Genomic DNA, 20,460 nt, shown 5'->3' with positions numbered 1-20,460 from the left:
GTGACGATCGAGCCTCCCGCCCCCGGTGAGCCGCGCCGTCCGCACGGACCCCGCGACCCCGGGGACGCGTGGGTCGTGGCGCCGACGGGGGAGCGGTACTGGGGCCGGTTCGGGGCCGCAGGCCTCCTCGCGGTCGACGCGGAACGGGGCGTGCTGCTGCAGCACCGCGTCTCGTGGAGCCACTTCGGCGACACCTGGGCACTGCCCGGAGGCGCACAGCACGAGGGCGAGTCGGCCTGCGACGGCGCGCTGCGCGAGGCCGCCGAGGAGGCCGGCGTGCCAGATGCCGCGGTGCAGCCCCGAGTACTCAGCGTCTTCGATCTCGGCTACTGGAGCTATACCACCGTCGTGGGCGACGTTGTGGTTCCCTTCGAGCCCACCATCAGCGACCCCGAGAGCCGCGAGCTCGCCTGGGTGCCCGTCGACGAGGTCATCGCGTATCCGCTGCACCCCGGCTTCGCGGCCTCGTGGGAGAAGCTGCGCGGCCTGCTCAGCGTTCGGCCGGCGGTCATCGTCGACATCGCGAACGTCATGGGCTCGGTGCCCGACGGCTGGTGGCGCGACCGCCCGGGCGCGGCTTCCCGCCTGATCGCGCGGATCGCCGACCTCGCCGCGCACGGCGTGCCGGCGTCCGCGCTGGAGCTGCCGGAGCAGACCTGGTACCCGGAGTGGACCGCGGTCGTCGAGGGTCAGGCGCGCGGGGTGGACGGCGCCACGGGCGTCGAGGTGGTGCGGGCCGAGGCATCCGGTGACGACGCCATCGTCGCGTCTGCGCAGCGAGCCGTCGCCGCGGGCCGTGTGGTGACGGTGGTCACGAGCGACCGTGGGCTCTCCGAGCGGGTGAGGGATGCCGGAGCCGCCGTCCGCGGCGTACGCTGGCTGCTGGACCTGCTCGACGCCTGACGCGAGCCACGCGCTCGCCGCGCCGCGGCACCTGCGGTATCGCGGCCGGTCGCGAGGATGCGGTATCTCCGCGGCTGCTCGGAGGCTCTCACATGACGTCAGGGCCGGGACGCCGGAGACGGAGCGCTTCGGACCCTGCGTGGATGCACCATCGGCCCTGGCGCGGAGGGACGGGACGTGCCATGGGCGGTGCCGGTAGCAGGAAGCCGAAGCCGGGAGTCGTCGGCGAGTGCGCTCGCGCGGCACTCGCCGTGACCATGGTGCTCCTGCTGTCCGGATGTGCGGCGGACGGCGCCGACTCGGGACCGCAGCCGACCGCCGTGCCCTCCTCGCAGCCGACGACCGGTGGCGGCGATGAGGGAGACGGGGAGGGGGAGCCCGGCTCCGAACCCTCGGCGGAGCCCACGGAAGGCGGCGGCCAGGTCGAGCCCGGCCTGCCGACGGCGGGGCCGACGCCGGAGCCCGGAGCCCCGCCCGGACCCGACGAAGCGGTCGCGCGCTTCCAGGAACGATGCGAGGAGGGCGTCGAGGAGTGGCGCGAGGGGAAGGTGGACTACCCCAGCGAGCTCTCCGTGCCCGTGGAGGGCGCGGTGAACTACAACGCCGCCCTCGACGTCCGTTCCGAGCCCCTGCCGGCCGACGAGGTCGTCGACGTCGGCGACGGGGCCGCGGCCAGCGAGGAAGTTCTGGTGAAGTGCACGGTCGCGGCCAGACTGACCCCCGTCGGCGATGCGCTGAGCGTGGCGGAGGAGCCGACCGAGTCGGTCGGGGGATGGATCGTGCAGGAGTTCAGCCCGAAGGGAGTCGTCGAGTGGTCCTGGACGGTCACCGCTCTGGAGCCGGTCGACCAGCAGCTGCGCCTCGAGCTGCGACCCGCGATCGTCGTGGAAGACGCCGCGGGGGATCCGGGCTACGCCAGTCGCAACCTCGCGTCGTTCACAACCGATGTGACTGTCGAGGCCTCGCTGCTGCACCGCACCGCGTACTGGTTCGAGGTGAACTGGCCGCTCATCGTGTTCATCGCGACCGCGATCGGCGCAGGGACCCTCGCCGTCGTGACGTGGTGGCGCAAGATCCGGCCGCGACGCAAGGCCGGTGTGCGGACGACCGACGGGAGAGCGACATGATCTCCTCCAGCGACCTCGACGCCGGCCGAGCGGCCGTGGCAGACCGGCGCTGGGCGGATGCGCTCGAGTCGCTCGCGCGCGTCGACGCCCGCGACGGCCTCGCGGGATCCGATCTGCAGCTGCTCGCCATCGCCGCACTGCTGCGTGGTGAACCGCGCGCCTCGGACGACGCACTCGCCCGCGCCTACGCGGCGCATCTGAGCGACGAGGACACCGCTGGGGCCGCCCGCGCAGCGGGATGGCTCGCCCTCAACCTGATCGAACAGGGCGACTTCACGAACAGCGTGCTGTGGGCTGCTCGCGCGATGCGGATCGTCGGCGCGATGACCGCACCCGGTTCGCTCGCAGGCTTCGCACGTCTGGCGCCGGCCGTCGGTCAGCTCGGCAGCGGGAACGCGGCGGAGGCGGTACACGCGTTCGAGGAGATCCTCGAGCTCTCAGACCGTGAGGACGACCCCGAGCTCGCGGCCATCGCAGGGCTCGGCCTCGGCAAGTCGCTCATCGAGGCGGGGTTCACAGCGGAGGGCTTCGCGCACCTGGATCGCGCGATGGCCGCGGTCGCCGCAGGCGAGGTCGATCCGCTGCCGACGGGCGTGATCTCGTGCGCCGCAATCTCCGATGCTCTGCTGGCCTTCGACCTGGAACGCGCACGTGCCTGGATGGCGGTGCTCGACCGGTGGTGCAGCGAGCAGCCCCAGCTGGTCGCGTTCACTGGGCAATGCCGCGCGCTCGAAGCTGCGCTCCTCCTCGTGCGCGGGGCGTGGGCCGAGGCGGCCACCGCCGTGGAGCTCGCCCTGTCACGATTCCGCGCGGGCGACTACCGGGCGGTCTGGGGCGCGCCCTATCAGCTCGCCGAGCTGTCGCGCCTCCGCGGCGCATTCCATTCGGCCGAGGAGTCCTACCGGCGGGCGGGGGAATCAGGATGGGAACCGCAGCCCGGTGCGTCCTTGCTGAATCTCGCGCTCGGACGCACCGGACGCGCTCAGGAGGAGATCCGCCGGAGCGCGGCGGGAGTGGACCCTGTCACCCGCCGGCATCTGCTGCCCGCGCTCATCGAGATCGAAGTCGCTGCCGGCGATTGCGGAGCCGCCCGACGCGCGCTCGAAGAGCTCCGCGATGCGCACCGCGTCATCCTCACGCCGATGCTCGACGCCACCGTGGCGACCGCCGACGCGCGGGTGCTGCTCAGCGAGGGGCGCGCCACGGACGCCGTGGACGCCGCGCGCAGAGCCGTGCGGGCGTGGGAGGAGGTGGGTGCGCCGTACGAAGCCGCGCGCAGCCGCGTGCTCTCGGGGCGCGCGCTCGAGACTCTGGGCCAGGCCACGGCCGCGCAGGCCGAGTTCGAGGCGGCCCGCGCGGCATTCCTGGCGCTCGGCGCAGAGCCGGCCGTCGCCGAGCTCGCGCAGATGACGGGCGATCGCCGCACCGGTGTCCTCACACCGCGCGAGCTGGAGGTGCTGCGGCTGGTGTCGACCGGCCTGACGAACCGCGCCATCGGAACGAAGCTGTCCCTCAGCGAGAAGACCGTGGCGCGTCACCTGGCCAACATCTTCGGCAAGCTGGACCTGTCGACGAGGGCCGCAGCCACGGCCTACGCCTACGAGAACGGCCTGGTGTGATCCCGTCGCAGCCACCCGGGCCCGGTCGCCTGCACAGAATGACCCATGCGGGCGGTGACCCGAAGATGGGCGGTTCGTCCGACGCGGCCTGCGGGGCGTGAGACCTACGGTGGGGCCATGGACGTCCCGCTCATCGCCGGCACGGTCGCGACCGTGGCATTCGCGGTCAGCAACCTGCCGATGCTCGGCAAGGCGCTGCGCACGCGCGATGTCTCGTCGTACAGCGTGTCGAGCATCGGGATGATCAACGCGGCGAACGTCGTGTACTCGCTGTATGTGTTCAGCCTGCCGATCGGTCCGATCTGGGCGCTGCACACGTTCTACCTGGTCTCGTGCGCCATCATGCTGGTGCTGTGCGTCGGGCAGCGGCGTGCTGCCTCACGCCGGAACCGCCGCGAGGGCGCCGTCACTCCTCGCGGCCGCGGAGCCGGTCGATCTCGCGGCGCTCGCGCTTGGTCGGGCGTCCTGCGCCTCGGTCGCGCTGCGCCATGATCGGCGTGGGATCGCGCGGGGGAGTGCGGTCCTCCATCGCCGTCGCGACCAGAGGCGCGCCGACGCGCTTCGAGATCGGCTGACGCACGACGAGCATGCGGTCGAACCCGTCGATGCGAACCCGCACCTCGTCTCCGGGCTTCACCGCCTGCGCCGCCTTCGCCCGTTCTCCGCCCACGCGCACGTGCCCGGCCCGGCAGGCCGTCGTCGCGGCCGAGCGGGTCTTGTAGATCCGCACGGCCCAGAGCCAGGCGTCGACGCGCACCGACTTGCCGGCCCAGGCTGAGGCATCCGTCATCGTGTCGCCACCGGCGTCTCGACGGCGTTCCGTGCACGCACGCTCACCAGTACGCCCGCCGCGATGAGCCCCTGTCCGAGGCAGTAGGTGAGCATGACGAGCGGGCTCGTCCAGTCGGGCATGGCGTCGGGAGTGAACAGGCGGAACGCCAGCACCGAGTCCGACGTGAGGAAGAACACGCCGCCCCACACGATGAGAGGATGGCAGCGCGACGCGGCGAAGGCGGTGCCGCCGAGCACCAGTCCGTAGATCGCCACCGCGATGGCGAGCCCGCCGAGGTGCGGCCACAGCACGGCGAGCAGCACCACCCACCACACGGCGTAGACGGCGGCCCAGAGCGGGGCGCGGCGCACGGCGAGCTTCCGCCAGAACAGCCAGATGTAGCAGAGGTGTGCGAGGCCGAAGAAGAGCAGCATCATCGGCACCGTCGGCAGCCAGGGGACGAACGTGCCGGCGCCGTCGCCGAGCCACGAGAGCACGAGGGCGACGACGAGCAGCGTGTGGGTGGGCGTCCAGCGGGAGCCCCACGCACCCCACACGACCGCGAGGCCGAGAAGCGGCATCAGGGCGAGCTTGGTGGGCGCGGCGACGGCGTCGGAGCCGACTGCGAGCGCCGCGACGTGCACGATCGACACCGCGATGTACGGCACGAACCCGATCCAGAGCCGACGCATGATCCTCCTCGATACGCAGGGCAACCATAATCGTCGCATGACCGATGTGCTGGCTCGGATGGGCCTCGTCCGGATGTCCGCACGCGATACGGGTGCGGCGCACCGCGTGTCGACGCCGCTGGAGCTCTTGTTCGACCTCGTCTTCGTCGTCGCGGTGTCGCAGGCCTCGCAGAACCTGCACCATCTCATCAGCGAGGATCACGTGGGCCAGGGCGTGCTCGCCTACCTGATGGTGTTCTTCGCGATCTGGTGGGCGTGGATGAACTTCACATGGTTCGCCTCGGCGTTCGACACCGACGACTGGCTCTACCGCGTCCTCACGATCCTTCAGATGGGCGGCGTGCTCGTCCTCGCGGCCGGAGTGCACGACGCGATGGTGGAGTTCGATTTCCTCGTGGTGACGTGGGGCTACGTCATCATGCGGCTGGCCATGGTGGCGCAGTGGCTGCGGGCCGCAGCATCCGATCCCGAATCCCGCCGCACCGCGCTGCGCATGGCTCTCGGCGTGACGGTGGTGCAGGTGCTCTGGGTCGCGCGCATCTACCTGCTGGACGATGTCGCGCAGTTCTGGACGTTCTTCGTGCTCGTCGTGCTCGAACTGCTGGTGCCGGTGTGGGGCGAGGCGTCGGGGCGCACCGCATGGCACCCGCACCACATCGCCGAGCGGTACGGGCTGTTCACGCTGCTGCTCCTCGGCGAGAGCCTGCTCGCCTCGGCGAATGCGATCATCGATGCGCTCGGTGAGGGCGAGCACGTCCCGGAACTCGTGACGCTGGCGATCTCGGGCATCGTCGTCACCGCCGGCATCTGGTGGGTCTATTTCTCGCGCGAGCAGCAGCACCGGCTGGAAGACAGGAGGTCCGGCTTCCGCTTCGGCTACCTGCACTACGTGATCTTCGCGGCGGTCGGCGCCGTGTCGGCCGGTGTGGAGGTCGAGATCGACGAGATCACCGGCCACACCGAGATTCCGCACGCGATCGCGGGCCTCGCACTGACCCTGCCGATCGCGATCGTGGTGGCGGGGTCGTGGGTCGTGCTGCTGCGCGCGTCGCTGTCGCGGTGGGCGTCGGCGGCCGTGCTCGCAGGCGCAGTGCTGATCGCGCTGGCCGGCCTGCTGCCGTCGGGGGAGTACGTCGTCGCCGCTGCGCTCCTGGTGGGCGTCGTCGTCGTGCTCGAGGTCGATCGGGTGCGTCGGGAGCCGACGCCGGTGCACTGACGTCTCGGGCTCACCCCGCGAGGTCGAGCGACACGATCGCGAGGTGCGGCTTCGGCCGTGCCACCTCGCGGAACCCGGCCTCTTCGAACGTCGACAGCACACCATGGAACAGGTCGTTGACGGGGATCTTCTTACCGGCATCGAGGTCGAGCGGATAAGCCTCGATCACCCGCGCTCCGCTCGTGCGCGCGTAGTCGATCGCCGCGTCGAGCAGCTTCGCGTTGAGGCCCTGGTTGCGGTGCTCCTTGCGCACGACGAAGCAGCTCACCGACCACACCGAGTCATCGTCCCAGGGTTCCTGCGTTGCATCCGTGAAGTTGCGCGTGCGGCCGATCCGCACCTGCGCCGTGCGCGGCCCGATCCGCACCCATCCAGCCGCTTCGCCGTCGACGTACGCGATGAGGGCGGGAGGGGGACCCGCCTCGATCTCGTCGCGCAGCAGAGACTCGCGCTGCTCCTGCGACGTCTTCTGCCACTCGGCGTTCGTGATCATCCACCACTGGCACTGGCAGCCGTGCCCGTCACCTCCGCCGCTCAGAGCGTGCTGCGCGTCGTCGAAGCGATCTGCGGTGGCCGGCTCGATGGTGATGTTCGCCATGTCGCGACGCTAATGCGCCCCACCGACACCGGCAAGCGATCGACGGATGCCACGCCCGGGCGTCTCTCGGTTCGCGAGGCGTCCGCGCAGCGGGTAGGATGGGGGAGTTGTCCGCGCGCAAGCGGGGGCTAACGGGATGTGGCGCAGCTTGGTAGCGCACTTGACTGGGGGTCAAGGGGTCGCAGGTTCAAATCCTGTCATCCCGACGGTTCAGAAAAATCCCCGGTGAGGCTGTAAAAGTCTCACCGGGGATTCGTCGTCTATGGAACGTGGTGGCCCTGCCAGAGCCTGCGAATAGGGACAACCCGAAGTTCGCCGCGGTCGACGCCCGGCGGTACGACCGGGTCGGGTTGCCCGGCAAACTCTTGTCGGTAAGGTTCGGGTCATCCTCGAGTGGACCGGTCGCCTCGAAGATGTAGATGCGGGCGGGTCTATTGGTGGCTGCAATTTCCGCCCCCACGCCGCGGCGTCCAATTCTCGGTCTCGTGGGCGTGGATCGCGGTGCGCCCCCGCCGTCGCTAGATCGGCGGCCGGGGACGATGGGTCGCCGGCGGCCAGTGCAGCTTTCGTGCCCGGCAGGAGCGCCCGGTCTCGTGGAACTCGAACGGGACGGGACCGTTCATGCACGCACCGGTCCGGTCGACTCGCGGACGAGCAGGTGCGTGGGGATGAGTGTCGTTCCGGCGCGGGGCGGTTCTCCGTTCAGAATCGCGATCAGGCGGCTCGCGGCCAGCCGACCGGCCTGCTCGGTGTCGCCGGCGATCGTCGTCAGCGGTGGGGCGCTGAAATCTGCTCCGAAGATATCGTCGCAGCCGACGACGCTGATGTCCTCGGGGACACGCACTCCCCGCTGACGAAGACGCTGCAGGATGCCGATCGCCAGAAGGTCGTTGAATGCCACGCACGCAGTGGCGCCGGTCATGAGCAGCGCGTCGGCGGCGGCGATGCCGCCTGTGCGCGTCGGCGAGTGAGGTCCGACGACGATGGGCGTCAGCGACTGCGCGCGAACCTGTTCGTCGAACTCCTTGCCACGCCAGCGATTCTGCCAGGACCCGGGGGGGCCGGCGATGAAGGCGATGGTTTCGTGGCCGAGAGCCTTGAGGTGATCGACTGCCTGGCTGAGACCGGTGCGGATGTCGATCAGGACGCTCGGGATGTCTTCGTGCCGGCGGTTGATCACGGTCAGAGGGAGTCTGGCCGTCGCCGCATGAAGGGCGGGTGCGTCGAGTCGTGTCGCCGAGAGGATCACCCCGTCAACGATGCCCTCGAGCTGCGAAAGCGTTTCAGCCTCGGTGGAGCCCGATTCTCCCGTGTCGATCAACAACTGCATGAAGCCGGCCGTACGCAGCTGCTCCTGAGTGGAGCGGATGATGTCGAAATAGAACGGGTTGGTGACGTCGGGCACGAGGAGCGCGACCAGCCCTTTGCGGTCGACCATCCTCGGAGCGGCTGAATAGCCCAGATCTCGCGCGGCATCGAGGATGCGCTGCCGCGTCTGCTCGTTGATGCGCCCTGGGCTGTTCAGTGCGCGCGACACGGTGGACGCCGCCACCCCGGCGCGCTCCGCGACGTCTTTCGCCGTGACTCGCATCGCGGCTCCTCTCGGTCACCGTGATCGATTGTCGCGGCATGCCCAGCGTATGGCAAGTATTGGCAATTTCTTGACGAAATGTTCCACTCGCGTTTCCATGAGAACTGCGGCCCCCCGCACTCTGCTCTTTCCAATGACGTAAATGAGGAAACGATGAAGTCCATCACCAAGAAGGTCGGCCTGCTCGCCGTCGGCGCGTTGCTGCTCAGCGGCTGCGCCGCGGGCGGCAGTACCGACACGGCCGAAGCGCCCGACGGAGGAACGCCAGCGCGCGGCGGAACACTGACTCTCGGGCAGCTTGGCGACGTCGCATCGTGGGACTCGGCGCAGGCGCACGTGGGTCACGCGCTGGTGCCGTATCAGTTGGTCTACGACACGCTTATCCTCCGCGAGCCCGATGGGGAGCTCAGCCCCATGCTCGCCACCGAGTGGGAGTACAACGACGACCGCACCGTGCTGACTCTCGACCTGCGCACGGACGTCACCTTCTCGGACGGCGAAGCCTTCGATGCTGAGGCCGTGAAGGCCAACCTCGAGCACTTCAAGGCCGGCAACGGTCGTCAGGCCGTCCAGCTGGCGCAGTTCGAGTCGGCGACGGTGGTGGACGAGGACACAGTCGAGATCGCGCTCGCGCAACCCGACCCGGCGATGGAGTACTACCTCAGTCAGGCAGCCGGTCTGATGGCGAGCCCCGCCGCCATCGAGGCGGGAACCCTCGAAACCGATCCCGTCGGCACCGGCCCGTACCTGTACGACAAGGCCAACTCCGTCCGCGACTCGCAGTCGGTCTTCACGGCGAAAGAGGACTATTGGAACCCGGACCTGCAGAAGTTCGACTCTGTCGAACTTCGCATTCTCGAAGACCTCTCCGCGCGGGCGAACGCGATCGTCTCGGGGCAGGTCGACTGGACCACCCTCGACGCACGGACCGCCGACCAGGCGGAGGCTGCCGGGCTCGCGATCATCCCCGATTACCAGGTCGACTGGACGGGCGTGACGTTCTTCGATCGTGACGGCGCCATCAATCCCGCCCTTGCAGACGTGCGCGTGCGCCAGGCGATCAACTACGCCATCGACCGTGAGACTCTCCTCGAGCAGCTGCAGTTGGGCCGCGGCACGGCGACGAGCCAGGTGTTCGGTCCGGAGAGCGGTGCATTCGTCGACGACCTCGAAGACCTTTACTCTTTCGACCCCGAGAAGGCGCGGGAACTGTTGAGCGAGGCGGGCTACGAGGACGGACTCGAGATCACCCTCCCGGTGATCGACGGGTTCGCGACTCAGATCACCGCGATCGCCCAGCAGCTCAGTGAGGTGGGGATCACCGTCAACCAGGTGAGCGCCGTTCCGGCGAACTACGTCGCAGACGCCGTGCAGCAGAAGTTCGAAGCGTTCAACTTCAACCTCTTCCAGGGTGAGGCGTGGGTCGCGATCAACCAGATCATCGCGCCGAACGCCACCTTCAATCCGTTCCAGACGACGTCTCCTGAGCTGGAGGAGCTGATCTCCACTGTCCAACAGGGCGGCGATGACAGCGACGCCGCTGCCCAGGACGTCAACCGGTACGTCACCGAGAACGCCTGGTTCATGCCGCTCTATCGCATCGACCAGATCAGCGTCTACAACCCGGAGAAGATCACGGTCGAGGCGCAGATCCAGTCCGCGATGCCGGCACTCTACAACTTCGCCCCGGCGGAGTAGGCCGCACTCGGATAGGGGCGGGGGCGGCTCCCGCGCACAGCGCGCGAGCCGCCCCCTCCTCACAACCTGGAGAGACCTCTCATGCTCACTTTCACGCTGCGGCGACTCCTTTCAGGGGTCGGGCTCCTCGTCGTCATCTCGATCTTGGCGTACACCCTGCTCTTCTTCTCGAGCTCGAGCATCGCCCGCAACATCCTCGGCGAGCAGGCCACCCCCGAGCAGATCGCTCTCAAGGAGTCCGAGCTCGGCCTCGACCAGCCCCTCCTGGTTCGCTACTTCGACTGGGCAGGCGCAGCGCTGCGGGGTGACCTCGGCCAGTCCTGGTTCAACGGCGAGCCCGTCACCGAGACCATCCAGAATCGACTCCCGGTCACTCTGGTCCTGATGTTCGTCTCGATCATCCTGGTGGCGCTCATCGCGACCGCCCTCGGCGTCCTCGCAGCCGTCCGCCGCGGCTGGGTCGACAAGACGGTGCAGATCGGCGCGGTGATCGGGGACGCCATTCCGGGGTTCGTGCTCGCCATCTTCCTCGTCACGATCCTGGCGGTGAACCTCGGCTGGTTCCCGGCTGTGGCGACGATCCGACCTGGGGCAGGGGCCGAAGCGTGGATCGTGTCACTGACACTCCCCGTGATCGCCATCGTCGTGAACTACGTCACATCCAGTGCGCAGCAGATCCGAAGCGCGGTGATCAAGGAGCTCGATAAGGACTACGTTCGGACGCTCCGCAGCCGTGGCCTCGGCGAGCGCGAGATCGTCCTGAAGAACGTCTTGCGAAGTGCCGCGCCGGCCGGTCTCACCGTTCTGAGCCTGCAGTTCATCGGTCTTCTTGGCGGCGTGGTCATCTTGGAGCAGATCTTCGCGATCCCCGGTTTCGGCGCCCTCGCCGTCAACGCGACCGTTCTGAGCGACATCCCGCTCGTCATGGGCGTGGTGATCGTCTCGGTCGTGTTGGTGATCATCGTCAATCTCCTCGTGGACATCGCCCAAGGCGCCCTCAACCCGAAGGTCCGGCTCTCATGACCAGCGTCATCAAGACCGCACTCGTCCCCAAGCGCCCCCGTCGCGGCACCGTCCGCCGGATGCTGCGCAACCCACTGGGCGTGATCTCGCTCTCGATCCTCACGATCATCGTGCTGGCAGCGGTGTTCGCCCCGCTGATCGCGCCAGTGGACCCGACGTACGCCGACGTCGGCAACACCCTTGCCGACCCCGGCGGGCAGAATCTGCTCGGCACCGACAGCGCCGGCCGCGATGTCTTCTCCCGGCTGGTCTACGGCGCTCGCCTGACCCTGCTCTCCGCTCTCGTGTGCGCGGCCGTCGCGATCGCGATCGGCCTGCCGGCGGGACTCATCGCCGGGTTCTACAGCGGTGCGTTCGACAGCGCGTCGAACTGGCTCTCGAACATGCTCATGGCGCTGCCGGCCATCATCATCCTGCTGTCGGTGCGTGCGGCGCTCGGACCCTCGGCATGGTACGCGATGATTGCCTTCGGCATCCTCATCAGTCCAGCCTATTTCCGCCTGACCCGCACCGCGGTGCAGTCGGTGCGCAATGAGCTGTATGTGGATGCGGCCCGCGTCGTCGGTCTGAGCGATGCCCGCATCATCTCGCGGCACGTTCTCTCGGTCGTCCGCGCACCGCTGATCATCCAGACCGCACTCATCTGCGGAGTCGCGATCGCTGTGCAGAGCGGCCTGCAGTTCCTCGGCCTGGGCGATCCCACGGAAGTGTCCTGGGGTGCGATGCTCAGCGACGGGTTCAGCAACATCTACATCCAACCCTCGCTCATGCTCTGGCCGGCGCTCGCGATCGGCATCACGATCGGTACCCTGGTGCTGCTCGGCAACGCGATACGGGACGCGCTCGAAGACCGTCGCGAGATCACGGCTCCGCGACGCCCCGCCGCACAGACTGCTCTGCCGGCAGCAGAGCCAGCCGCGGTCGACGACTCCGAGGCGATCCTGCAGGTCGCGCAGCTCAGCGTTGGCTATCCGAACGCCGACGGCGAGTACACCCGCGTTGTCCGGGATGTCTCCCTCACGATCCGGCCCGGTGAGGTGCTCGGACTCGTTGGGGAGTCGGGGTCGGGCAAGTCGCAGACCGCGTTCTCGATCCTCGGCCTGTTGCCGCGTACTGCGCGCATCCTGTCGGGCTCGATCCGGTTCGAAGAGTCCGTTCTCGTCCGCGACGGTGACGTCGACACCAAGGCGATTCTCGGCATCCGGGGGCGACGCATCGCCTACATCCCGCAGGAGCCGATGTCGAACCTCGACCCTGCGTTCACGATCGGCCATCAGCTCACGCGTCCGATGGAGAAGCTCCTCGGCATCTCCAAGAAGGAGGCCGCCGCTCGCGCGCGCGACCTGCTGGAGCGAGTGGGTATCACCGATCCTGACCGCGTCATGAAGGGGTACGCTCACGAGATCTCCGGCGGGATGGCGCAGCGCGTGCTGATCGCGGGCGCACTCTCGTGCGAACCCGATCTCATCGTTGCGGACGAGCCGACCACCGCATTGGATGTCACCGTCCAGGCTGAGGTCCTCGACGTGATCCGTACGATGCAGCGAGAACTCGGCGTCGCGGTGCTCCTGGTGACCCACAACATCGGCGTCATCGCAGACATCGCCGACCGGGTGGCGGTCATGCGCCAAGGCGAGATCGTCGAGAGCGGACCGGTGGAGGCGATCCTCGAGAACCCGTCGCATCCTTACACGCGCTCGCTCATGGCCAGCATGCTGGTCGGCAAGGCGCCACTGACGCCCCTCGGTCTGTCCGGGTCGGCCTCGGATGCGGAGGCGAGTGACGAAGAGGATGAGCGGCAGCTGGCACTCGATCAGGCCGACATGCAGAAGCCCCTGTCTTCTGCCGCCGAGACCCTTCTGCGAGAGGACATCTGATGGGCGACCTGTTGGACGTGCGCGATCTGGTGGTGGAGTACAAGTCGAAGAAGATGCGCGCCAAGGCCCATCGCGCCCTGCATGGAGTGTCGCTGAGCGTGGCGGAGGGGCGCACCCTCGGGCTCGTCGGCGAGTCGGGCTCGGGCAAGACGACGATCGGCCGGGCGATCCTGGGCCTTGCGCCCATCGCCTCAGGGACGATCTCCTTCGATGGCCAGGACATCACCCGGATCAGCCGTCGCGACCGTCGCAGGTTCAGCGGCGACCTGCAGGTGATCTTTCAGGATCCCTACACATCCCTCAATCCCGCTATGGACGTCGGTGACATTCTGGCCGAACCCCTCGGGGTGCAGGGCATCGCCCGCGATGCGGCGCGCCGGCGTGTGATGACCCTCCTCGATCGGGTCGGCCTGCCCTCGAACGCGATCGACCGTCAGCCGTATGAGTTCTCGGGCGGCCAGCGCCAGCGCATCGCGATCGCCCGCGCGCTCGCGCTCGACCCGAAGCTGATCGTGTGCGACGAGCCGGTCAGCGCACTCGACCTCACGACGCAGGCCCGCGTGCTCGATCTCCTGCTCGAGATCCAGCAGGACACCGGTGTCGCCTATCTCTTCATCTCGCACGACCTGGATGTCGTCCATCACGTCAGTCATGACGTGGCGGTGCTCTACAAGGGCGAGATCGTCGAGAACGGTCCCGCGGCCGAGGTCACCCGCACCCCCGAGCACCCGTACACCCGCCAGCTGCTCCTCGCCTCGCCCGTTCCGAACGCCGCCGAGCAGCGTGTCAGGCGCGAGCAGCGCCTCGCGCTGAAGGCGTCGCAAGACGCGGCCTGATCCATCCCCGACTCCCAGGAAGACACATCGTGCTCAAGCCCATCGCCACCGCCACCCGCGAGCTCATCCGCCTCGACGGACTCTGGCGCTTCGCCCTCGACGAGGCCGCGACACCCGAACCGTGGAGCGCCGAGCTCGCCACGGCTCTCGAGGCTCCCGTTCCTGCGAGCTACAACGACGTGTTCGCCGACCAGGCGATCCATGACCATGTCGGGTGGGTCTGGTACCAGCGCACGGCCCGCGTGCCGCGTGGCTGGGCGGGCGATCGCGTTGTGCTGCGGGTGGATGCGGCTACCCACGAGGGCGTCGTCTACGTCGGTGGCACCAAAGTGGCCGAGCACGTCGGAGGCTACACCCCGTTCGAGGTGGACGTCACCGACCTCGCGCCAGCGGGCGAGGAGGTGCGAATCACGATCGGCGTCAACAACGAGCTGACGAACGAGACCATCCCGCCCGGCATGATCTCCACGACTGCGGCGGGCAAGCGCAAGCAGGGCTACCGTCACGACTTCTACAACTACGCGGGTCTTGCCCGCTCCGTGATCCTGTATGCGGTGCCGCCCGTCCGGGTGGCCGATCTGACCGTGACGACAGACGTCGACGGTTCGACCGGAGTGATCGACTACCGCGTCGATGTGACGGGCGAGGCCGAGGTCCGCGTCGCGCTCACCGATGCGGCCGGCGCTGAGGTCGCGACGGCCGACGGGCCTTCCGGGCAGATGACCGTCACGGATGCCGAGCTCTGGCGTCCCGGGCGGGGCTACCTCTACGAGCTGCGTGCAGAGGCCGTCGTGGGTGGTGAGGTCGTGGACGTGTACGAGCTGCCGGTCGGCATCCGATCGATCCGCGTCGACGGCGCACTCTTCCTCATCAATGGCGAGCCGTTCTACTTCCGTGGATTCGGCAAGCACGAGGACAGCGCGTTCCGTGGGCGCGGATTCGACAACGTCGTGATGGTGCACGACTTCTCGCTCATGGACTGGATCGGAGCGAACTCATTCCGCACGTCGCACTACCCGTATGCCGAGGAGTTCCTCGACTATGCCGACCGCCACGGAATCGTGGTGATCGACGAGACGGCGGCCGTCGGGCTGAACCTCGGGCTGGGCGGTGGCTTCCATGGGGGAAAGAGCGAGCCCGCCTACTCGCCGACCATGTTCAATGGCAACACGCAGGCCGCGCACGCCCAGGGCATCCGCGAGCTCATCGGCCGCGACAAGAACCACCCGAGCGTCGTGATGTGGTCGATAGCCAACGAACCGGACTCGATCGAGGACGGTGCTCGGGAGTACTTCGCCCCGCTTGCGGCGCTGGCCCGCGAACTGGACCCCTCGCGGCCCATCACGTACGCGAACGAGTACCGCGGCACGTTCCACAACGACCGTCTCGCTGACCTGTTCGACGTGATCTGCCTCAACCGCTACTACGGCTGGTACATCGACACGGGCGACCTCGAGTCGGCCGCGCTCAAGCTCGAGGCCGAGCTGCGGGGCTGGGAGAGCACGCACGGGAAGCCGATCATCATCACTGAATACGGCGCGGACACGCTCGCGGGCCTGCACGCTGTCGGCACTCAGGCGTGGAGTGAGGAGTTCCAGGTCGACCTCTTGCGCACCTACCACGAGGTGTTCGACCGTGTCGAGGCCGTCATCGGCGAGCAGGTCTGGAACTTCGCCGACTTCCAGACGTCGCAGGGCGTGATCCGCGTGGACGGCAACAAGAAGGGCGTCTTCACCCGTGACCGCCGCCCCAAGGCCGCGGCGTTCGCGCTGCGCGAGCGCTGGCTCGCCGTCGGCGCGGCCGACGCGGAGGCCGGCAAGTGACCGATCCCTCGGTTTCCACGTCTGTCGTGGGTCGCAGCGTCCCGTCGGGTGATGCGCTTCTGCCCGCTGATACCCGCACGCGCGAGATCGCGCGGGAGTTGTACGACGGCGTCGCGACCGCGCCGATCGTCTCGCCCCACGGGCACGTCGATCCTCGGCTGCTTCTGGACGACCAAGCTTTCAGCGACCCCGCCGAGTTGCTCATCACGCGCGATCACTACGTGACGCGGATGCTGCACTCGGCCGGTCTCGATCTCGGTGAGGTCGGGCTTGATCCGAGCCGCCCGGTCGAACCTCGGGAGATCTGGCGGCGCTTCGCGGAGAGCTGGCATCGCTTCGCGGGCACTGCGAGTGGTTACTGGCTCACTCACGAGCTCTCGTCGCTGTTCGGGGTGAACGAGGAGCTTGACGCGCGGTCGGCCGACCGTGTGTACGACCGCATCGCGGCCGCGCTGCTCGAGCCGGAATTCCGTCCGCGCGCGCTGTTCGATCGCTTCGGGATCGACGTGCTCGCGACCACCGACGACCCCCTCGACGATCTCGCGCCCCACCGGGCGCTGGCCGCCGACCCGTCGTTCGTGGGGCGGGTGCTTCCGACTTTCCGCCCCGATGCGTACGTGGATCCGGCTGTCCCCGCGTTCGCCTCGAACGTTTCACGGCTCCTCGGCGCGACCGGCGAGAACACGACGTTCGTCGGTTACCTGGCGGCGTTCGCCACGCGCCGCGCCCAGTTCATCGCGGCGGGCGCGGTGTCGGCCGACCACGGCGTGCTCGAGCCGTTCACGGTGGACCTCGATCCGACGACGGCACAGGAGCTCTTCCGGCGCGCGCTCGCCGGCGACCTGGATGCCGCGGGAGCACGCCTGTTCCGCGGGCACATGCTCTTCCAGATGGCACGGATGAGCGTCGAGGACGGTCTCGTCATGACGGTGCACGCCGGCGTCCGTCGCAACCACCACACCGCGACGTTCGAGAGGTACGGTGCCGACACCGGTCACGACATCCCGGTGCGGACGGAGTACACCGAGAACCTCCGCCCGCTGCTCGACGCGTTCGGCACCGCTCCCGGCTTCCACCTGGTGCTCTTCGCGGTGGACGAGACCGTCTACTCTCGCGAGGTCGCGCCGCTCGCGGGGTTCTACCCGAGCGTCTACGTGGGGGCGCCGTGGTGGTTCCTCGACGCGCCCGACGCGATCCTCCGGTGGCGCTCGGCCGTCACCGAGACCGCCGGCTTCTATCGCTCGAGCGGATTCATCGACGACACGCGTGCGTTTCTCTCCATCCCGGCGCGGCACGACACCGCACGTCGGGTCGACTCGTCCTTCCTGGCGCGGCTGGTCGTCGAGGGGCGCGTCCCGCTCGCCACCGCGCACCGCATCTCGCGAGACCTGGTCGACTCGATTCCGCGCGAGGTGTTCAAGCTGTGATCGTGGAAGACACCCCTGCCGGGCCGCGCCACCCTGTGCGGATCGTGCACATCGGTCTGGGGCGCTTCTTCCGCGCCCACCAGGCCTGGTACACCCAGCACGCGACGGATGCCGCCGACTGGGGCATCGCCGCGTTCACTGTGCGCAGCCCGCGGGCTGCGCGTGAGCTGGCCGCGCGAGGCTTCTCGTACCCGCTCATCGTCCGCGGACCTGACGGCGATGCCGAAGAGCGGATCGAGAGCGTCGTGGCGACCCACGACGGCGCGGATGTGGAGGCGTTCCGCCGCTACCTGGCGGGGCGGGAGGTCGCGGTCGTCACCCTCACCGTCACGGAGGGCGGCTACGGGCTCGACGCTGACGGCGACCCCGATCTCGCCGACGCCGCGGTCCAGGGCGATCTCATCGCGCTGCGAGCAGGCGCGACCACGGCTTCGACGGTGCTCGGCCGGCTGATCCTCGGCCTGGATGCCCGCAGACGTGCCGACGCCGGATCGATCGCGGTCGTGCCGTGCGACAACATCCCCGACAACGGTGCGTTCGTGGCACGGGGAGTGACGGGGTTCGCAACCCAGGTCGACGAGGGCCTGTCCGACTGGATCCGCGCGAACGTCTCCTTCGTGAGCACGTCAGTCGACCGCATCACCCCTCAGGTGGCGGAGGACGAGGTCGTGACCGAGTCGTTCTCCGACTGGGTGCTGGCGGGGGAGTTCCCCGCCGGTCGTCCCCGCTGGGAGAGCGCGGGCGCCCGCTTCGTCGACGACATCGAGCCGTGGGAGAACCGCAAGCTCTGGCTGCTGAACGGGGCCCATTGCGTCCTCGCCTTCGCGGGCATCCCGCGCGGGCTCGAGACGGTGTCGGACGCGATCGCCGACCCGGACTGCCGCGCGCGGGTCGAGGACTTCTGGGCCGAGGCGGTTGCCGGCCTGCCCCCGGGCACCGAGCATGAGGACTACCGCACGCAGCTGATCGCGCGCTTCGCCAACCGTCGCATCGTCCACAGCCTCAGCCAGATCGCCGCCGGTGCGACCTCCAAGGTGCAGTTCCGATTCGCCGCGGTGGCGGAGCGGACGCTCGATGCCGGCCGAGCCCCGGGCGCGAGTGCCGAAGCGACAGCATCCTGGATCCAGTGGTTACAGACTGCTCCATCCCAGTCCGATCCGCGAGCGGACGAGCTCGCCGCTGCGGCGGCATCCGACGACCCGGTCGCGGCACTCATCGCCGTCGTGTCACCGCGGCTCGCGGCATCCGAGGCGTTCGTCGCCCGCGTGCGCGACGCGGCCGGACCGCAACCGAACCCCCGTGCGCACAGTGTGAACGCTGCGCCCCCGTTCTCGAGGAGAGCATCATGATCATCGAAAAGGCTGAAGTCATCGTCACCAGCCCGGACCGCAACTTCGTCACGTTGAAGCTGACGACCGACGAAGGGCACACGGGTCTCGGCGACGCAACCCTCAACGGGCGTGAACTCGCGGTCGTCGCGTATCTCACCGAGCACGTGGTGCCGCTTCTCATCGGGTCGGATGCCTCGAAGATCGAGGACACGTGGCAGTTCCTGTACCGCTCCGCGTACTGGCGTCGCGGCCCCGTGACGATGGCCTCGATCGCGGCGGTCGATATGGCGCTGTGGGACATCAAGGGCAAGGCGGCGGGGATGCCGGTGTACCAGCTGTTGGGCGGGGCGTCGCGCACCGGGCTGCTGGCGTATGGTCACGCGTCGGGGAAGGAGCTGCCGGAGCTGTTCGATTCGGTGCGTTCGCACCTGGAGCAGGGGTACCGGGCGATCCGGATCCAGACCGGTGTTCCGGGGTTGAAGGCGATTTACGGCATCGCGTCGCAGTCGTCCGACACGGGTGGCGGTGAGGCTCGGTACGACCACGAGCCCGCGCGCCGTGGGGCGAAGCCAGTGCAGGAGGATTGGGACACCCGCGCGTACCTGAACCATCTGCCGGGGGTGTTCGAGGCGGTGCGGAGCGAGTTCGGTCCGGACATCCCGCTGCTGCACGACGGGCACCACCGGATGACGCCGCTGCAGGCGGCCAAGCTCGGCAAGTCGCTGGAGCCGTACGACTTGTTCTGGCTCGAGGACTGCACCCCGGCGGAGAATCAGGAGGCGCTGCGGCTGGTGCGTCAGCACACCACGACGCCGTTGGCGATCGGAGAGATCTTCAACACCATCTGGGACTTCAAGGACCTCATCCGCGATCAGCAGATCGACTACGTCCGCGGCGCCGTGACCCACATGGGCGGCATCAGCCCGTTGAAGAAGACACTCGAGTATGCGGCGATGTACCAGGTCAAGTCCGGCATGCACGGCCCGACCGACATCTCGCCGGTCGGTATGGCGGCCGCGATGCACCTGGGTCTCAGCATCCATAACTTTGGCATCCAGGAATACATGAAGCACGGGCAGAAGACGGACCAGGTCTTCGAGCAGTCCTTCACGTGGCAGGACGGTCTGCTCCACCCCGGCGACAAGCCCGGACTCGGTGTCGAGCTCAACCTCGACGAAGCCGGGAAGTACCCGTACGAGCAGGCGTACCTGCCCTACAACCGTCTCGCCGACGGTACTGTCCACGACTGGTGAGCGAGGTGGATACCGGCAACGGTGCCCGTTCGTCGCCGGTCGCGGTCGTCGTGATGGGTGTGGCGGGTGCTGGCAAGTCGACGCTCGCCGCCGCCCTCGCGGCACGACTTGGCGCCGAGTTCATCGAAGCCGACGACCTGCACTCCGCGGAGGCGATGGCGCAGATGGCAGCGGGGGTGCCGCTCACCGATGACGACCGCTGGCCGTGGCTGACCAGGGTTGCCACGCTAGTCCGCGATGAAGGCCGAACGGGGCCGGTCGTCGTGGCATGCTCGGCGTTGCGTCGGGTGTACCGCGACGTGCTCATTCGGGTCAGCGGCCTGGATCTAGCCTTCGTTCATGTCCACGGCACCGATGAAGAACTAGCCGCGCGTATCGGCCAGCGAACAGGGCACTTCATGCCTGCATCGATGCTCGCCTCGCAGTTGGCGACGTTGGAGCCGCTCGCCTCCGAAGAGAATGGCATCGTGGTACCACTTGCGATGCCGATCGAGGGGGCTGCCGAGGTCGCGCTCGAGTTCCTGAGGCAAGTGAAGTAGGCCATCACTTTCCCACCCCAATCACCCAGGGACGTCCGCCGCCAACCCGATACAATCGGAGCATTCGAACCGTCCGGTTCCCTGTCAACACAAGGGAACGCGAGGGTTCCTAGGACATCCGGAGGGGTTCGGAAA

The 20,460-nt window shown here is 68.5% G+C and carries 18 protein-coding genes, 1 tRNA gene and 1 pseudogene; 15 read left to right on the top strand and 5 right to left on the bottom strand.

Annotated elements, in window-relative coordinates:
• The 4 genes from Q9R33_RS15800 (at position 1) to Q9R33_RS15785 (ending at position 4,141) form a co-directional block, all read left to right on the top strand.
• The gene (locus Q9R33_RS15800; protein ID WP_311294362.1) at positions 1-903 is read left to right on the top strand and encodes an NUDIX domain-containing protein; all 903 of its coding nucleotides are present in this window, start codon (positions 1-3) and stop codon (positions 901-903) included.
• A gap of 251 nt (positions 904-1,154) precedes the next feature.
• Positions 1,155-2,030, top strand: coding sequence for a hypothetical protein (locus Q9R33_RS15795; protein WP_311294361.1), 876 nt, complete (start codon positions 1,155-1,157; stop codon positions 2,028-2,030).
• Positions 2,027-3,649: a LuxR C-terminal-related transcriptional regulator gene (locus Q9R33_RS15790; RefSeq protein WP_311294360.1), complete on the top strand. Its 1,623-nt coding sequence runs from the start codon at positions 2,027-2,029 to the stop codon at positions 3,647-3,649. Before Q9R33_RS15795 ends, Q9R33_RS15790 begins: the two co-directional genes overlap by 4 nt.
• Positions 3,650-3,766: 117 nt before the next feature.
• Positions 3,767-4,141 (top strand): hypothetical protein, encoded by a 375-nt coding sequence (locus Q9R33_RS15785; RefSeq protein WP_311294359.1) that lies wholly within the window; start codon positions 3,767-3,769, stop codon positions 4,139-4,141.
• Here Q9R33_RS15785 and Q9R33_RS15780 read toward each other — a convergent pair.
• A complete protein-coding gene (locus Q9R33_RS15780) occupies positions 4,056-4,439 on the bottom strand; it encodes an RNA-binding S4 domain-containing protein (RefSeq protein ID WP_056367015.1) in 384 nt (127 codons plus the stop codon). The genes Q9R33_RS15785 and Q9R33_RS15780 overlap by 86 nt on opposite strands.
• Positions 4,436-5,113 carry a lysoplasmalogenase gene (locus Q9R33_RS15775; protein ID WP_311294358.1) on the bottom strand — a complete coding sequence of 226 codons (678 nt, stop codon included), beginning with the start codon at positions 5,111-5,113 and terminating at the stop codon, positions 4,436-4,438. Before Q9R33_RS15775 ends, Q9R33_RS15780 begins: the two co-directional genes overlap by 4 nt.
• Positions 5,114-5,150: 37 nt before the next feature.
• Between Q9R33_RS15775 and Q9R33_RS15770 the strand changes: the two genes are divergently transcribed.
• A complete protein-coding gene (locus Q9R33_RS15770) occupies positions 5,151-6,329 on the top strand; it encodes a low temperature requirement protein A (RefSeq protein WP_311294357.1) in 1,179 nt (392 codons plus the stop codon).
• Positions 6,330-6,339: 10 nt separating this feature from the next.
• Here Q9R33_RS15770 and Q9R33_RS15765 read toward each other — a convergent pair whose 3' ends face one another.
• Entirely contained in the window at positions 6,340-6,927 is a 588-nt protein-coding gene (locus Q9R33_RS15765; RefSeq protein WP_311294356.1) for a GNAT family N-acetyltransferase, read from the bottom strand.
• 132 nt (positions 6,928-7,059) lie between these two features.
• On the opposite strand from Q9R33_RS15765, the gene Q9R33_RS15760 reads away from it, so the two are divergent.
• Positions 7,060-7,133: transfer RNA gene (locus Q9R33_RS15760), tRNA-Pro, on the top strand.
• A 60-nt stretch (positions 7,134-7,193) separates the two neighbouring features.
• Here Q9R33_RS15760 and Q9R33_RS15755 read toward each other — a convergent pair.
• A pseudogene (locus tag Q9R33_RS15755) lies at positions 7,194-7,348 on the bottom strand (NAD(+)--rifampin ADP-ribosyltransferase); the annotation flags it as partial.
• Positions 7,349-7,546: 198 nt separating this feature from the next.
• The gene (locus tag Q9R33_RS15750) at positions 7,547-8,518 is read right to left on the bottom strand and encodes a LacI family DNA-binding transcriptional regulator (protein ID WP_311294355.1); all 972 of its coding nucleotides are present in this window, start codon (positions 8,516-8,518) and stop codon (positions 7,547-7,549) included.
• 153 nt (positions 8,519-8,671) lie between these two features.
• On the opposite strand from Q9R33_RS15750, the gene Q9R33_RS15745 reads away from it, so the two are divergent.
• The 9 genes from Q9R33_RS15745 to Q9R33_RS15705 all read left to right on the top strand — a co-directional run bounded on the left by Q9R33_RS15745 (position 8,672) and on the right by Q9R33_RS15705 (position 20,325).
• Positions 8,672-10,216, top strand: a complete 1,545-nt coding sequence (locus tag Q9R33_RS15745) for an ABC transporter substrate-binding protein (protein WP_311294354.1) — start codon at positions 8,672-8,674, stop codon at positions 10,214-10,216.
• 81 nt (positions 10,217-10,297) lie between these two features.
• Positions 10,298-11,239, top strand: a complete 942-nt coding sequence (locus Q9R33_RS15740) for an ABC transporter permease (protein ID WP_311294353.1) — start codon at positions 10,298-10,300, stop codon at positions 11,237-11,239.
• Positions 11,236-13,116 (top strand): dipeptide/oligopeptide/nickel ABC transporter permease/ATP-binding protein, encoded by a 1,881-nt coding sequence (locus Q9R33_RS15735; protein ID WP_311294352.1) that lies wholly within the window; start codon positions 11,236-11,238, stop codon positions 13,114-13,116. The genes Q9R33_RS15740 and Q9R33_RS15735 overlap by 4 nt, the downstream gene beginning before the upstream one ends.
• Positions 13,116-13,952, top strand: a complete 837-nt coding sequence (locus Q9R33_RS15730; RefSeq protein WP_311294351.1) for an ATP-binding cassette domain-containing protein — start codon at positions 13,116-13,118, stop codon at positions 13,950-13,952. The genes Q9R33_RS15735 and Q9R33_RS15730 overlap by 1 nt, the downstream gene beginning before the upstream one ends.
• 29 nt (positions 13,953-13,981) lie before the next feature.
• Entirely contained in the window at positions 13,982-15,775 is a 1,794-nt protein-coding gene (gene uidA / locus Q9R33_RS15725; protein ID WP_311294350.1) for a beta-glucuronidase, read from the top strand.
• Between the two features lie 26 nt (positions 15,776-15,801).
• Entirely contained in the window at positions 15,802-17,202 is a 1,401-nt protein-coding gene (gene uxaC / locus Q9R33_RS15720; RefSeq protein ID WP_311294349.1) for a glucuronate isomerase, read from the top strand.
• A 2-nt stretch (positions 17,203-17,204) separates the two neighbouring features.
• On the top strand, positions 17,205-18,551 hold the full coding sequence (locus Q9R33_RS15715; RefSeq protein WP_311294348.1) for a mannitol dehydrogenase family protein: 1,347 nt from the start codon (positions 17,205-17,207) through the stop codon (positions 18,549-18,551).
• Positions 18,548-19,786 (top strand): D-mannonate dehydratase ManD, encoded by a 1,239-nt coding sequence (gene manD / locus Q9R33_RS15710; protein WP_311294347.1) that lies wholly within the window; start codon positions 18,548-18,550, stop codon positions 19,784-19,786. The genes Q9R33_RS15715 and manD overlap by 4 nt, the downstream gene beginning before the upstream one ends.
• On the top strand, positions 19,783-20,325 hold the full coding sequence (locus Q9R33_RS15705; protein ID WP_311294345.1) for a gluconokinase, GntK/IdnK-type: 543 nt from the start codon (positions 19,783-19,785) through the stop codon (positions 20,323-20,325). The genes manD and Q9R33_RS15705 overlap by 4 nt, the downstream gene beginning before the upstream one ends.
• The last annotated feature ends 135 nt before the right edge of the window (positions 20,326-20,460 follow it).

The sequence above is a fragment of the Microbacterium sp. PRC9 genome, from assembly GCF_031844125.1.
Classification (GTDB): Bacteria; Actinomycetota; Actinomycetes; order Actinomycetales; family Microbacteriaceae; genus Microbacterium.
Note: the sequence above shows the minus strand (reverse complement) of the source record. Positions and strands in the feature narration are given on the sequence as shown.